Below are 15,410 nucleotides of genomic sequence, written 5' to 3' on the forward strand. Positions count from 1 at the left end.
ATACATTTATTTTGTAGACGCGCAGCTTGCTGGCGTGACGACCTATCACTTAAAACGTAATTTTGGAGGTTTATTTTGAGTAATCTTATTTTTTCAGACTCATTTATTAACGGTGAATTTTATAAAACGGACACGCATTTTAGCGTTAACGATCCCGCTACCGAAAAAAGTATTGTTGATGTAAGCGATATTGACGAGCAGGGTGTAAATAGCGCAATAATCGCAGCACAAGGGGCTTTTATTAAGTTAAAAGCCACGAATGCCACCGAGCGAAGTGAAACGCTGATGCGCTGGTATGAGCTAGTTATAAAGCACAAGCAAACACTTGCAGAGCTAATGACCAAAGAGCAAGGTAAACCACTCAAAGAATCCCTTGGTGAGATTGATTATGGTGCAGGTTTTATCAAATGGTTTGCCGAAGAGGCTAAACGTAGTTACGGCGATGTAATTCCGCCAACAGATAACACCCATAGGTTAACTAGCTTTAAGCAACCAGTAGGTGTTGTCGCTGGTATAACGCCTTGGAACTTCCCAGTAGCTATGGTCACACGAAAAGTTGCGCCCGCTTACGCAGCAGGCTGTAGCTTTATATTAAAACCTTCTGAACACACGCCGCTTTGCGCCATTGCACTCGCTTATCTAGCCGATCAAGCTGGTTTTGTAAAAGGTGCATTTAACGTGCTTGTATCGCAAGATGCTAAAACAGTAGGAAAAATGCTGACTGACTCAGGCGTTGTTCGTAAATTCACATTTACCGGCTCCACAGGTGTAGGTAAGCAGTTACTATCACAGTGCGCTTCTACCATTAAACGTACTTCAATGGAACTTGGCGGTAACGCGCCTTTTATTATTTTTGATAGTGCTGAATTAGATGAAGTCGTTGAAGGGTTAATGGCGGCTAAATTTAGAAATAGCGGACAGGCCTGTGTTGCTGCAAACCGTATTTTTATACAGCGTAATATTCTCGACAAAGTACTTTCAAAAATCACCCCTAAGGTTACCGCATTAAAAGTAGCAAATGGTTTTGAAGACGATGTTGATATTGGTCCACTCATTTACCCTAAAGCAAAAGAGAAAGTACAACAGTTAATACAAGATGCACTCGATAAAGGCGCTACCCTTATTGGCGATAATAGTGATTTAGGTGGCAGCTTTCAAAATCCATTAATAGTAAATAATGTAACCACTGAGATGGATATTTACCACGAAGAGGTATTTGGCCCAGTATTAACGGTTATTCCTTTTGATGAAGAAAGCGAAGTGCTTGCGCTTGCTAACGATGTACCATTTGGTTTAGCAGCGTATTTTTACAGCCAGAATATCAAGCAAATTTACCGAATAAGTGAAGGACTTGAATTTGGCATGATCGGTGTAAATGAAGGTGTTATATCAAACCCTGTTGCACCATTTGGTGGTGTAAAGCAATCAGGTTTAGGGCGCGAAGGAGGGCACCAAGGGCTTGATGAATACCTAGAAGAAAAATACGTGTGCATTAAGATTTAGCACACTTGCAAGCGCGGCCAAGGCTGCGCTTATCTTTTTGCAGTAAATAGCTCAGCCAACTTGGTTTATTACACTAATGTGGCAGATATATGATCTTTACTCTTTGCTGTTGCCTCACAAAGCCCTAAATGCTACCTTTGCAGCAGCATATTTGTTAAATAAAAATTAATAAAAAAAGAATTTCTATAAGTAGAAATAACCCCGTGTGTAAATGCCACCGCAAGGTGGCATTTTTTTGGGCTTTTCGGATTTATCCCCCGCCGTTTACTGCGAAGTATTAAACACCACCTGTTTAAAAAGCGAACGATAGTTATATTGTTAAAAATATTATCATATTCGTTTGTATATCCCGTAGTTCTAACCTTCTCTTACAAGCATTATAAGTAATTTAATCAGTAACATCAGTGCTCTACTTTATGGAAAGTATATGCTTTGTTGTATAGGACTTTTTAAAGTTCATCTGTTAAAATTGGATAATTATTCTATTTTTTCGTAAAAAATCACATAAACGTAATATACCGTTTGAATTATTTCTCCTAAATATCAACACTTTTTAGTTAATAGGTGCCTACAGCTTTGAAGTTATTAAATTTTATTTGATATCAGGACTAGCAAAGTTCAGAGGGACAAATATGTCTATCAAAATTTGCACTCGAACTACTTTGTTATTTAGCTACTCAAATTGTAAATATGTAACACTAGTTGTGAAATAACCGGACTTTTAATGATTCAGAGAATCATGATGAGTTGGTAGATCAATATATTAAAGCAAGCTGATACGAACAAGTATTGATGGAAAACATATTTATCTATTTGTGCACAATTAAAGGTTTGGGTGAATTTAAAACGCCATTGAATATGGTAATATCCGGTAATAAAGCTGATAAGCAAAATGATATAGGGGATAAAGCCTTTTATCTGGTAGTGATTAGCGAAAGTTTTAGAGTAAATCAAGCTCCAAAACTCTTAAAAGGATTAACATGAAATATTTAGTAACAGGTGCTGCTGGTTTTATTGGCTCTGCGGTTATACGTCATATTATTGAAAATACAAAAGATTCAGCTATCAATTTAGATAAGTTAACTTATGCTGGTAATTTAGAGTCACTTAAATCTGTTGAACAGAGTGAACGTTATTTTTTTGAACAGGTAGATATTTGCGATCGTATAGAACTTGACCGTGTTTTCAAGCAGCATCGACCGGATGCTGTAATGCATTTGGCAGCAGAAAGCCATGTCGATCGTTCAATTACTGGTCCTGCTGAGTTTATTCAAACAAATATAATCGGTACTTATAATTTACTGGAAGCTGCTCGAGAATACTGGAATACGCTAGAAAATGACGCTAAACAAAAGTTTAGGTTCCATCATATATCAACAGATGAAGTCTATGGTGATTTGCCACATCCTGATGATGTGTCTAGAGAGATTGATTCTTCAAATTATGTGCGTAACTCATCAAAGGATTTGCCATTATTTACTGAGCAAACAGCTTATGCCCCTAGTAGCCCTTATTCAGCAAGCAAAGCATCAAGTGATCATTTAGTTAGAGCTTGGTCGCGAACTTATGATTTCCCGACGATCGTTACTAATTGTTCAAATAATTACGGTCCATACCATTTTCCTGAAAAGCTAATTCCGTTAGTTATACTGAATGCTTTAGAGGGTAAAGAGCTTCCTATTTATGGTAAAGGAGACCAGATCCGTGATTGGTTGTATGTCGAAGATCATGCTCGTGCACTTTACAAAGTAGTGACGGAGGGGAGAGTTGGGGAGACTTATAATATTGGTGGCCATAACGAAATGCAGAATATTGAAGTCGTGAGAACGATTTGCGATATTTTAGATGAGCTAGCGCCAAGTAAACTTCGAGAGATAAAATGTAAAAGCGGGAAGCCTGTAAGTACATATTCTTCACTGATAAGTTACGTTAGCGACCGTCCTGGTCATGATCGACGTTATGCAATAGATTCAACAAAGATAGATAATGAACTAAATTGGAAGCCGGTCGAAACATTTGCAACCGGTTTACGTAAAACAGTTGAATGGTATCTAGATAATCAAAAGTGGTGTCAAAACGTACAAGATGGTTCATACCAACGAGAGCGCCTTGGTGAAATTAGCCTTAAAAAAAAGGAGCAGTAAAATGAAAGGTATCATTCTAGCAGGTGGATCTGGTACGCGCTTATACCCGTTAACTCGTGGTGTTTCAAAACAACTATTACCTTTGTACGACAAACCAATGGTTTATTATCCATTGTCTACATTAATGCTTGCAGGGATCAAAGATATACTAATTATAACGACACCTGAAGATCTCCAAAGCTTTAAGCGAATTTTAGGTGATGGTTCTGATTTTGGTATTAAATTAGAATATGCAGTACAGCCAAGCCCTGAGGGTTTAGCCCAAGCATTTATTATTGGCGAAGAGTTTATTGGCAGTAGTTCAGTATGCTTAGTTTTAGGTGATAATATTTTTTATGGGCAAGGTTTTCCTAAAACGTTAGCTAGCGCAAGCCATCGGCAAAGTGGCGCAACAGTGTTTGGTTATCATGTTAAAGACCCTGAGCGATTTGGTGTTGTTGAGTTTAATCAAAACCTAAAAGCTATTTCTATTGAGGAAAAACCAGAAAAACCAAAGTCCAATTTTGCCGTTACGGGGCTGTATTTTTATGATAACTCGGTGATTGAAAAAGCAAAACAAGTCAAACCTTCTCTACGTGGGGAGCTAGAAATAACTAGTATCAATCAAATGTATTTAGATGAAGGGACCCTGCATGTAGAGCTTTTAGGTCGTGGTTTTGCTTGGCTTGATACCGGAACTCATGAAAGCCTACATGAAGCCTCTAATTTTGTACAAACAATTCAGCATGTTCAAGGACTTAAAATTGCTTGTCTTGAGGAAATTGCATGGCGAAATAATTGGTTAACAGCAGAGCAAATTATTTCGCTAGCGGAGCCAATGAGAAAAAATGAGTATGGTCGATATCTCATTCAGTTAGTTAGTAATAAAATACATGCATGACAAAAGAAAAGTTAAAAGTGGTTTCATTTGGAGTGCATTAGATAGTTTAGGAACACAAGCAATAGCTTTAACCACCAGTTTAATACTGGCTAATATTCTAGGACCTGCTGTGTTTGGCTTAATTGCCATGCTGACTATATTTATAGCTCTTGCTAATGTATTTATTAATAGTGGGTTTACTGCTGCGTTGATACGAAAAGTTGATAGAGATGAGTCTGACTTTGCGACTACTTTTTATTTTAGTCTAGGAGTATCAATCGGTTGCTATTTACTACTGTTTTTTTGTGCTCCATATATAGCGCAATTTTATCAAGAACCAGAATTAACCCAATTAACGCGGGTAATTGCATTAATTATAATAATTAATACTTTTTCTGCGATTCCAATTGTAAAGCTCAGCGTAAATTTAAATTTTAAAACGCAAGCTAAATGTAATTTTGTAGGCCTTATTTGTAGTGGTATTTTAGCTTTGATTTTAGCTTATTTAGATTATGGAGTGTGGACTCTAGTTGCCCAGCAAGTTGCATTAGCGGTTATAAATGTATTAATGTTAAATTTATTGGCACCTTGGTGGCCTAAGCAAAAATTTTCAAAAAAATCTTTTAAAAAATTATTTAAATTTGGTTCAAAACTACTTTTATCTGGTTTACTCGATACTATTTATAATAATATTTATAGCTTAATTATAGGTAAACAGTTTACTGCAATTCAACTTGGGTTATTTAATCAAGCCAATCGGTTATCCAGTTTACCTGCTACTACCTTGACTGGGGTGATTCAAAAGGTAACCTACCCGATGTTAAGTGCTATGCAGCATGATACAAAAAAACTAGATGCATCATACTTACTAACCTTACAATTTGCAGCTGTTGTTATATTCCCAACTATGTTTGGGTTATGTATCATCGCCGAACCACTTATTAATATTTTATTGGGTCAAGAATGGCAAGGCAGTGCTGAACTTGTCAGTATTATTACAATGGCATTAGTACTTTACCCTATTCATGCAATTAATTTAAATATGTTGCAAGTAAAAGGGCGTTCGGATCTTTTTTTAAAGCTAGAAATCATAAAGAAAATAACTATTACGCTAATACTTATTATCACTGTACCAATGGGTATAAAAGCAATGTGCATTGGAATGGTTGTGAGCTCTTATTTGGCTTTATTTATTAATACTTATTACACAGGGAAACTTTCAAGTTTAACTGCTTATAATCAATTTGTTACTTTGTTGCCTATTGCTCTTATAACCGCTTTCTCTGCCCTTTTAGGGTACACAATTGGTATAGGTGGTAGTAGTAATGTAATTCAAATAGTAACCATGTTAAGCGTTGCTTTGGGATCTTACATTGCCATGATGTTACTAATGCAGCGGCCATTGCTTATCACTTTAAAATACACATTAAAATCTTAATCTTATATTGGATCCATAATAAATGATTGCTTTAAACAACCCAGTAAAACCTAACTTAAAAAAACTGCAGAAATTACTTGAAAAAATAAATGCTAGTAGTTGGTTTACTAATTTTGGACCAATGCACAAAGAACTAACAGAAAGATTAGAAGACTACTTATGTGTACAGAATCTATTACTTACAAATAACGGTACATCAGCATTGCAAGTGGCAGGAAGAGCGCTTAATAGTAAATCGATAATTTCAACACCATTTAGCTTTATTGCTACTGCTAGTGCATTTAAATGGCAAAAAGATGAACTCGCTTTCGCTGATATTGATTCAAAAAGTTTAAATATTTGTCCACAAGCAATAAAAGCTGCCTACGAGGACGGGTGTAAGGCAGACACACTAGTTGCTACACATGTGTATGGCAATCCATGTGATGTAAATGCATTAAAGGTACTTGCAGAAAAAAATAATTTCAAAATTATTTATGATGCTGCCCATGCTTTTGGTGTGAAAGTTAACGAACAATCAGTATTAAATTATGGTGATGCAAGTACGCTAAGCTTTCATGCAACTAAAGTTTTTCATACGGTTGAAGGCGGAGCTATTATTTTTAAAGATAGAGCTAATTATGAAAAAGCAGAGCGGCTCATAAATTTTGGCATTTGTCATGACGAAGGTGAAACTCACATCGGTATTAATGCGAAAATGAATGAATACCAAGCTGCAGTTGGGTTAATTAACTTGGAAGAAATAGATAATGTACTTAATCACCGTACAGAATTATTTTATGCATATAGGCAGGGTTTAAAAGATGTAGTGACGTTACCTATTTGGCATCCAGAATCTAATGCCAATGGCGCATATATGCCTATACTGCTAAAAAACAAAAAACAGTTAAAAGGGGTTACTCAGGCATTAGATGAGAAAAACATTCAAAGTCGTCATTACTTTTCACCATCATTAGATACAATATTTGTCAACGATCACAATTATGGTACATCCAATAGCTTAAAAGCATCGGAGAGTATTTTGTGCTTACCCTTACATGCACATTTGAAATTACAAGATATTGCGTTCGTGATTGAAAATGTAAAAAAAGGATTATAAGTATGGCATTTTATACGCAAACAGAATTGGAAGCTCTGGGATTTAAATATCTAGGTATGAATGTTAAATTATCAAAGTTAGCGTCCATTTATAATGTAGGTAATATAGAAATTGGTGACAATAGCCGAATTGATGATTTTTGTATTTTATCAGCTGGAAAAGAAGGTATTTGCATAGGAAAGCATGTCCATATTGGGGTTTATACGTCATTAATAGGCGCAGGAAGAATCGTAATGGAAGATTATACTTGTTTATCATCAAAGTGCTCACTGTACTCAAGTAATGATGATTATTCAGGCGAATTTATGACAAACCCAACCGTTCCCAGTAGGTACACAAATGTTAGTCATGCATCAGTAACGATTAAAAAACACAGCTTAATTGGAGCCGGTTGTGTTATTTTACCAGGTGTAATAATTGGGGAATGTGTTGCAGTTGGATCGCTATCCTTGGTAAATAAATCCTTAGAATCTGGTTTTATTTATATTGGGCAACCAGCTAAAAAAATAAAAAAACGTAGTCGAAACTGTGAAATACTTGGAAGTGAATTATGTTTGAAAGGTTAATTGCACCTAGCACAGAGCAACAAATTACAAAACACTGGCAATATAGTGATAAAGTGTACACTTCTATAATTTGTACAACATTCAATCAAGAGGACTACATAAGAGACGCTATTAATGGTTTTCTTGCCCAGATTACGCAGTATAAATTTGAAATCATTATTCATGATGATTTATCAACTGATAATACACGGCTTATAATTAAAGAGTATCAGCAAAAATACCCATCAATTATTAAGTTGGTATTACAAGATGTAAACCAGTTTTCAATGAATATTAACCTACCTTTTAAATATTCGCTAGCTATAGCGAAGGGGGAGTATGTTGCTCTTTGTGAAGGTGATGATTTTTGGGTTGATAGTAGTAAGCTACAAAAACAACTTATTGAGTTAAATAAAAGAACAAATGTGAACTTGTGTGTGCACAATGCATTTACTATCAATTCAGAGGGGATGGCTCACCCCTCATATCAATTTCCTGTTAGAGATAACTCAACTCATGTCATTGATTATATTGAAATATATAAAATTCATTCTCAATTTTCTCCGACAGCATCAATGTTTATCAGAAAAAGTACTTTAGATAGCCTACCTAATTTTTTTTATGATGCACCAATTGGAGACTTTTTTCTAGAAGCATTATCAGGCATTAACGGTGTTGTTTATTTACATGAAAAAATGAGTGTATATAGACGGGAAAGTCATAACTCTTGGTCATCTGAGACGATAAATAATATTAACAAGCTAAAGAAACATAATATTTGCATGCTAGAGGCAATCGAACGGCTTGAATGTTACACCAAAGGTAAATATTCAAGTTACATACAGCTTAAAAAGCAGTTCATATATGGACAATTATGTATGCAGAGTTTACTTCAGCATAAGTATTTAGAAGCAGTGAAGTACTTCAATAAATATTGCTCTAAAGGCTTTCATTTAAAGTCTTTATTAAGTTTAGTGTACCGTTGCTTTAAAACGTTCTTGAGGCGAAGAGTCTTTTAATTAAGATATAGCCTGTTTTTATGGAGTTAAATTAGGGCCAGTTTTTTCTTTAAATTCACAGCGTGTGTTTAACTTCTACGCACGATTGAGCTTAAGTAATGTCTGATTCGCATATAATGCTATAACGACGTTAGCAGTACGCGGAAGTTTACTCTGTTTTTATTTAGCCCATTGAGTTAAATAAATTTGCACCTAAAAGGCCAGTAGGCTTTAGCATTTCCAAATGTACTATTAATTGTTTCCTCTTAAACTAACAGCATTCAATCTGACGTTTCTATTGCAATAAAATTACTAGCTAATAGTTATTAGGGATGATTATATTTCGGGAGGCAGTTTATAACTGCGTTTTTTTGATTTCAAGAGTGTACAGGTTTGTAATGCAAAAGCATGATAAGGAATCTCAGCCACAACACCAGTGGCATAAAATTTGTCAATAAGAGCGCTTAAAATAAGTAAGACCTACCTTCAACACTCCCTAGGGCCTGAAGCTTTTAAGTTGATCAACAAACAGAAAAGTCGTGAAGGTGCGAATATATCAGAGGTGGCCCATCAATTTGAGCCTATGTATAAGCTAGCATCTAATTTATTTTAATTTTTACTTTTTGATATTTTAGAGGGGTCTATATAAAACCACAGAGTGAGTTTAACTCCGAAAACTTTATGTGGTTAGATCATTTCTTTATATTTAGTTTTTTAAAAAACTTAAGGGTAATTTAGTTATTAGTTGAACAGATTTTTTATTGATATTTCAGAGGATTACTTTATAAAAAATTGGGGCGATTGACGGGGCTTGAACCCGCGACAACCGGAATCACAATCCGGGGCTCTACCAACTGAGCTACAACCGCCACAACACACCTTGTTTGGTGTGGCGCGCATAATACATAAAATAATGAATTTTGTGAAGCTTTTTTGTAAAAAAACAAAATAAAATAAAATGACTGCTTAGGTCTCAAAATATTAGCTATAGTGTGTTGGTTTTTAATTCACCTAAAATTGAGGACACAAGTTTCATCGGTAGTGAGAATTCATTATTTTATGAGAATGGATTGTAAATTAATGTATGATAACGCTTAAAATTGCTTAATAAATAATATTTGGAGTAAATATGGATTCAGTACTTAATTGGCTTAACGAAAACTCAGGCCTGATATTACATTATGGTATTCAGGCTGTTGTTGCGCTTGTTATCTTTTTGCTTGGTAGTCGTATCGCTAAGTTTTGTGCTCGTTTAACTGAAAAAGCGTTCGACAAAAAGAAAGTCGACAAAGCGGTTGGATCATTTGTTTCAAGTATTGTGTACACACTTGTTTTTGCTGTCACCATTTTAATGGCACTTTCGCAAATTGGTATCGAAACCACATCGTTCATTGCTATTTTAGGTGCCGCTGGTTTAGCTGTAGGTTTGGCATTACAGGGCTCGCTTTCTAATTTTGCATCTGGCGTCCTCATTATTTTACTTCGCCCGTTTAAATCGGGTGATTATGTAGAAGCAGGCGGCAAAGCTGGAACAATTAAAAAAATCGAAATATTTTCAACTGAAATGCGTACCCCAGATAATAAAGTTATCATCATGCCAAATTCGCAAATAATGTCGGGCGCTATTACTAACTTCTCACGAGAGACTACTCGTCGTATTGATTTAGTCATTGGTGTTGGTTACGACGCTGATTTACGCCAAGCAAAAGAAGTATTAAAATCTGTACTCGATGCAGAAGCGCGTTTACTAAAAGACCCTGCTTACACTGTAGCTGTATCTGAGTTAGGTGATTCAAGCGTAAACTTTATTGTTCGTCCTTGGGTTAACTCAGCTGACTATTGGCCTACATATTGGTCTTTAATGGAAAATATTAAAATTGCATTAGATGAAGCCGACATTACAATTCCATTTCCACAAATGGATGTTCATTTACACAAACAAGACTAATTTTAAAATGCTTGGCTGTTTTTTGATTGCTTGAGTAACACAATAGCTCATAAACATAATCGTTTATGAGCTATTTAGCTTGCTCTAACAAGCCATGCTTTAATAAAATAGGCGCAAATTAATACAAAGGTTATTTTTAATGAAATTAAAGTTTTTATCAGCTGTAGTTGCAGTATCTGTAGCAACTAACGCATTCGCAGAAGACGCAGTATCTGAGCAAAAAACGTGGGAAGTCACTAGTGAGCTAGGCGCAATTATCACCAGCGGTAACACCGAAACAACCACACTCAAAGGTGGCATTAAAATACAGCATAATTTAGAAAGCTGGAACAATGAGTACAAAATCGACGGTATCTACAAAGAAGATGAAGTTGAAAATGATAACGGCAGCAAAGAAAAACAGCGTACAAACGAAAAGTACTCTATTTCTGCTCAAGGTAATTACAAATTAAATGAAAAACACGCTCACCTATTCATTTATGGTTCACACGTATCAGACTACTTTGGCTCATACAGAAGTGAATCAGTAATTTCTGCAGGTTATGGCTTGCGTTTATTAAATGAAAAAACGATGTGGTTGAGCGCCGAGATAGGCCCAGGTTATAAGCATTTCACATACCCTGACGACAGCACAGAAACAGATGATAGCGGCAAGCTACTCGCTGGCGAGTCTGACGGAGAAGTCATTGCGCTTGGTAAGTTAGATTACAACTGGAAAATTTCAGATAATGCACGTTTCACTCAGTTAGTGGCTATCGAATATGGTGATACAAATACTAAAACTCGCTCTGAAACTGCGTTACTAGCAAAAATCAACGGCTCACTACAAATGAAAGTTGCTTACAACATTATAAACAACTCAGACGTTGCCGATGATAAAGAGAGCACAGATACTGAAACATCATTAACACTTGTTTACAGTTTTTAACACCGTTATAGGATATATAATGGGTAAGCATGCTTACCCATTTTTTTTACTTAAAAAATAATGTAACATGCTGCGGCTCTCTTTATCTTTTTACTGGAAGGAAACTTTGTGAAGTTAATTAAATTTTTTTCGGCGATACTGTTTTTCAGTACCTTACTATCGTTTTCTGTATTAAGTGCAGAGCAGGGGGTTCAGCCCACAGAACAGCAGCTAGAGCAATTTAAAAAACTGCCTGAGTCCCAACAAAAATCATTAGCAAAAAAGTACGGAATTGATTTATCCGCGTTGGAGCAGTCAAAAGATAAAAATTCTGAGGGTAAGCAGCTAATGCCTTCGGTTTTTCCTCGAAATGATAAAAATAAAATTGATGATGAAGAGTTTCAAACAGACGAAGAGAAATTCAAACCTAAATCTGATGAGCTCAAGCCATTTGGGTATGAGCTCTTCTCAGGCGAGCCAACCTCTTTTACACCATCTGAAAATGCTTTAGTACCTAATAATTACATAGTTGGGCCCGGTGATACATTTACTATCAATTTATATGGTAAAGAGTCTTCAAATGAAGAAGTAGAAGTTGATAGAGAGGGACGTCTAGCTATTGATAAACTGCAACCGGTAACTGTAACTGGGATGGAGTATAGTGAAGTAGTTAATCTCATTAAAACAAAAGTAGAGAAGGAAATGATTGGTATACAATCATTTGTTTCAATGGGAAAAACTAGAAGTATAAGAGTGATGGTTCTTGGTGAAGCTCATCTGTCAGGCGCATATACTATCCCTGCATTATCTTCAATTTCGCATGCGCTCTTTGTAAGTGGTGGTATTTCTGAAATTGGCTCATTGCGTAACATCCAATTAAAGCGTGCGGGGAAAACCGTTCAAACACTTGATTTGTATGATTTGCTTATTAAGGGCGATAGTTCTGCCGATGTTATTTTAAGACCGGGTGACGTTGTTTTTATACCAACAGTAGGTAAGCAAGTTACTGTTGATGGGGAGGTTCGCAGGCCAGCTATTTTTGAATTAAAAAATAATGAGTCGGTTAGCGATTTAATCACAATGGCGGGTGGCTTTAATGGTGCGGCTTATCCACAAAAAACGGTTGTAGAGCGCTATACTGGAAATAGTTTTAAAACTATTTTACAAATAGATTTAACTAGTAAAAACTCGAGTTATATCGCAAAGAACGGCGATAAAATCAAAGTTCCTTCTTCTAGCGAAGAGCTAAATGAAGCTGTTACTTTACTTGGAGCTGTGACCTACCCTGGTAATTATTCATGGAAGCAAGGAGATAAAGTAAGCCGTTTATTTTCTTCGATAAAGAGTGATTTATTACCGGTCGCTGATTATGAATACGCTTTGATTGTGAGAGAAGTTAATGTCAAAGGTGATATTGAAATTCATCAATTTTCTCCAATAAAAGCAATTGCACGTGATGAGCAAGAAGATATAAAGCTTCAGGCTAGAGATAAAATAATTGTTTTCAGTCGCTTCCAATCGAAAGAAGAAGAAGAAACGGCATTGGATTCACTTGCTCTGACTCAGGAGCAAATTAAGCTCAGAGAAAGAATGAAGTTGTGGAGTGAATATGAAGAGAAGAAGTTTTATGAATTTATAGATCTTGGTGATCCGCTTGACAAAGAGCTTGCTGAGCAAGTTGAAAAAGAATTGGAAGAAGAAGAAAAAAATAAAGTCACTGCAATAACAGATATTTTAAATAAAAAGATTGAGTTGAAAGATGAAGAATACGCATATTTTAGCCGAGAGCGTCTTCTTAAGCCTATTTTAGCAAAATTAAATCAGCAATCTGGTTACAAAAGTAAAGTACAAATTTACGCTATAAGAGGTGAAGTTTATCATGAAGGTATTTACCCTCGTCCTGTTAATGCCAACGTTAGTAAAGCGGTTGCATCAGCCGGTGGCTTAAAAGAATCAGCTTTTCTTGATAGTGCTGAAATAACACGATTTTCGTTAACAAACTCAGCAATGTTAGAACATGTTAATGTTAATTTGGACGAGGCTGTTACTAATCCAAATAATCAAAAGTTTGCAGTGAAAAGCAAAGATTCAATAAATGTTTACCCAATACCTAACTGGCAAAAAGGGTTAAAAGTTAGCTTGTATGGCGAAGTTAAATTTCCTGGTGATTATGATATTCGTAAGGGCGAAAGCTTACGAGATGTCATAAAAAGAGCGGGTGGGTTTACTGAGTTTTCTTATCCAGAAGGCGCTGTATTTACACGTGAAACTCTTCGCTTTCAGCAGCAGCAGCAGCTAAATAAGTTATCAGAAGATTTGCGTCGAGATGTTACTTCAAAGAGTTTTAACAGTTCAATTACTGACTCATCATTGAGTTATGACGATATGAACAGCTTAATTAATGACTTGGCCAAGGTAAAAGCTGTAGGGCGCTTGGTAATTAATTTACCGGCTATTGTAAATGGTAAACTAGACATTCCGTTAGAAGATAGTGATACGCTTTATATACCAAGTAAACAAAATAGTATTAATGTTGTTGGCGAAGTTAACTTTTCAAGCTCGCATTTATTTGACTCTTCGTTATCGGTTGATGATTACATTGATAGAAGTGGTGGCTTCAAGCAGCGCGCAGATGAAGACAGAGTTTACATCATCAAAGCAAGTGGTTTGGTTAAAATTCCAAGCAATAATTCTTGGTTTGCTGTTAATCGCTCTGAATTATTAGAACCAGGTGATACTGTTGTCGTTCCTCTGGACACAGAGCATGTTGATAACTTAACTCTATGGAGTACAGCAACACAGATCCTTTATCAAATGGGTGTAGCAGTTGCTGCCGTAGGTTCTCTGTAAATGCACCGATTAGTTACATTGTAATGAAGGTGTTTTTAGTAAAAAAAATAAAGCACTTAATCCAGAACTTCCAGAACATAATGCTACCTTTATGTTCTGGAAGTGGTTTTGCTTCAAGCTTATATTTTACTATCTTTTCAAGAGATTTTTATTATGAGCATAAGGCTGTTTTACAAGCTCAGATAGCTTACTCAAAAAGTAGCGGCATACATGGCGACAGTAGTGCATTACTAAGAAGAAACATTCATCGTCTGGAAAAAGGCTTGATAATGCGTCCAAGACGGAATATTTTTGCTTTGGAATATTTATTAGAGACAGTTGAGGTATACAAGAGTGCGGGTTCTCGCAAAGGGTTTAGTATATCTGAACTTATGTGGGCTAAATCTATACTAGATGAATACTTTTTGGTAGTAGATTGTAATCACCCTGATATTTTTTATGCAAGCCAAGTTTACTTTAAAATTAAGTTACCTGACGTTATTGGACAAACTAAGAAACTTCCATATATACAAGTTGATAAAGCTAAGCATAATGTTAGTTATAATCAGTTCATGGATCTATGTTTAGCTCGGCGTTCAACGCGGTGGTTTGATCAAAAAAATGTAGAAGACGAAAAAATTCAACAAGCAGCTTCTATCGCGTTACAGGCCCCTAGCGCATGTAATCGACAACCGTATGAATTTTATATGGTTCAAAGTCAGCCCTTATTGTCTCAGTTAGTAACTTTGCCTGGAGGAACTGCTGGTTTTGCAACTAATATTCCCTGCTTAATTGCTGTCGTAGGAGATCTATCGTATTACCCACACGCTAGAGATAGACATGTCATCTATATTGATGGCTCATTAGCGAGTATGCAATTTATGCTTGCACTTGAAACTTTGGGCTTGGCTAGTTGTCCTATCAACTGGCCTGAACTACACACATTAGATGCTAAAGTAGCGAAGTTATTAGGGCTGCCTCAATATAAACGTGTTGTCATGTTTATAGCGGTCGGTTACCCCGATAAATCTGGGTATATTGCTTACTCAGAAAAAAAAGCATCCGCAGATATAGTAAGAAAGCTTTAAACCAATCATCGACACTAAAAAGCTCAGTTGATACAATTAAATGATTTAAATT

The 15,410-nt window shown here is 35.9% G+C and carries 12 protein-coding genes and 1 tRNA gene; 12 read left to right on the forward strand and 1 reads right to left on the reverse strand.

Annotated features, from left to right (window positions below; all coding sequences use genetic code 11):
- Positions 1 to 75 precede the first annotated feature (75 nt).
- The 8 genes from CWB66_RS08980 to CWB66_RS09015 all read left to right on the forward strand — a co-directional run bounded on the left by CWB66_RS08980 (position 76) and on the right by CWB66_RS09015 (position 8,607).
- Complete coding sequence (locus CWB66_RS08980) at positions 76 to 1,503, forward strand: NAD-dependent succinate-semialdehyde dehydrogenase (RefSeq protein ID WP_138585118.1); 1,428 nt, start codon at positions 76 to 78, stop codon at positions 1,501 to 1,503.
- A 792-nt stretch (positions 1,504 to 2,295) separates the two neighbouring features.
- The gene (locus CWB66_RS08985; protein ID WP_077536132.1) at positions 2,296 to 2,487 is read left to right on the forward strand and encodes a hypothetical protein; all 192 of its coding nucleotides are present in this window, start codon (positions 2,296 to 2,298) and stop codon (positions 2,485 to 2,487) included.
- Positions 2,484 to 3,647, forward strand: coding sequence for a dTDP-glucose 4,6-dehydratase (locus CWB66_RS08990; RefSeq protein WP_077536130.1), 1,164 nt, complete (start codon positions 2,484 to 2,486; stop codon positions 3,645 to 3,647). The genes CWB66_RS08985 and CWB66_RS08990 overlap by 4 nt, the downstream gene beginning before the upstream one ends.
- Position 3,648: 1 nt before the next feature.
- Positions 3,649 to 4,527 carry a glucose-1-phosphate thymidylyltransferase RfbA gene (gene rfbA / locus CWB66_RS08995; protein ID WP_077536128.1) on the forward strand — a complete coding sequence of 293 codons (879 nt, stop codon included), beginning with the start codon at positions 3,649 to 3,651 and terminating at the stop codon, positions 4,525 to 4,527.
- Positions 4,520 to 5,944, forward strand: a complete 1,425-nt coding sequence (locus CWB66_RS09000; protein WP_138585119.1) for a lipopolysaccharide biosynthesis protein — start codon at positions 4,520 to 4,522, stop codon at positions 5,942 to 5,944. The genes rfbA and CWB66_RS09000 overlap by 8 nt, the downstream gene beginning before the upstream one ends.
- 22 nt (positions 5,945 to 5,966) lie before the next feature.
- Positions 5,967 to 7,043: a DegT/DnrJ/EryC1/StrS family aminotransferase gene (locus tag CWB66_RS09005; RefSeq protein WP_138585120.1), complete on the forward strand. Its 1,077-nt coding sequence runs from the start codon at positions 5,967 to 5,969 to the stop codon at positions 7,041 to 7,043.
- 2 nt (positions 7,044 to 7,045) lie between these two features.
- Entirely contained in the window at positions 7,046 to 7,609 is a 564-nt protein-coding gene (locus CWB66_RS09010) for an acyltransferase (RefSeq protein WP_077536124.1), read from the forward strand.
- Positions 7,594 to 8,607 carry a glycosyltransferase gene (locus CWB66_RS09015; RefSeq protein WP_138585121.1) on the forward strand — a complete coding sequence of 338 codons (1,014 nt, stop codon included), beginning with the start codon at positions 7,594 to 7,596 and terminating at the stop codon, positions 8,605 to 8,607. Before CWB66_RS09010 ends, CWB66_RS09015 begins: the two co-directional genes overlap by 16 nt.
- Positions 8,608 to 9,379: 772 nt before the next feature.
- On the opposite strand, the gene CWB66_RS09020 is transcribed toward CWB66_RS09015, so the two are convergent.
- A tRNA-His gene (locus CWB66_RS09020) sits at positions 9,380 to 9,455 on the reverse strand.
- A gap of 260 nt (positions 9,456 to 9,715) precedes the next feature.
- On the opposite strand from CWB66_RS09020, the gene CWB66_RS09025 reads away from it, so the two are divergent.
- From CWB66_RS09025 to CWB66_RS09040, 4 genes are all read left to right on the forward strand, one after another.
- The gene (locus tag CWB66_RS09025) at positions 9,716 to 10,534 is read left to right on the forward strand and encodes a mechanosensitive ion channel family protein (protein WP_077536120.1); all 819 of its coding nucleotides are present in this window, start codon (positions 9,716 to 9,718) and stop codon (positions 10,532 to 10,534) included.
- A gap of 139 nt (positions 10,535 to 10,673) precedes the next feature.
- Positions 10,674 to 11,462, forward strand: coding sequence for a DUF481 domain-containing protein (locus CWB66_RS09030; protein WP_138585122.1), 789 nt, complete (start codon positions 10,674 to 10,676; stop codon positions 11,460 to 11,462).
- Positions 11,463 to 11,579: 117 nt separating this feature from the next.
- Positions 11,580 to 14,291: an SLBB domain-containing protein gene (locus CWB66_RS09035; protein WP_502705287.1), complete on the forward strand. Its 2,712-nt coding sequence runs from the start codon at positions 11,580 to 11,582 to the stop codon at positions 14,289 to 14,291.
- 23 nt (positions 14,292 to 14,314) lie between these two features.
- Entirely contained in the window at positions 14,315 to 15,358 is a 1,044-nt protein-coding gene (locus tag CWB66_RS09040; RefSeq protein WP_138585124.1) for a nitroreductase family protein, read from the forward strand.
- Positions 15,359 to 15,410: the final 52 nt, after the last annotated feature.

It is taken from the genome of Pseudoalteromonas sp. S558 (assembly GCF_005886635.1).
Taxonomy (GTDB): Bacteria; Pseudomonadota; Gammaproteobacteria; order Enterobacterales; family Alteromonadaceae; genus Pseudoalteromonas; species Pseudoalteromonas aliena.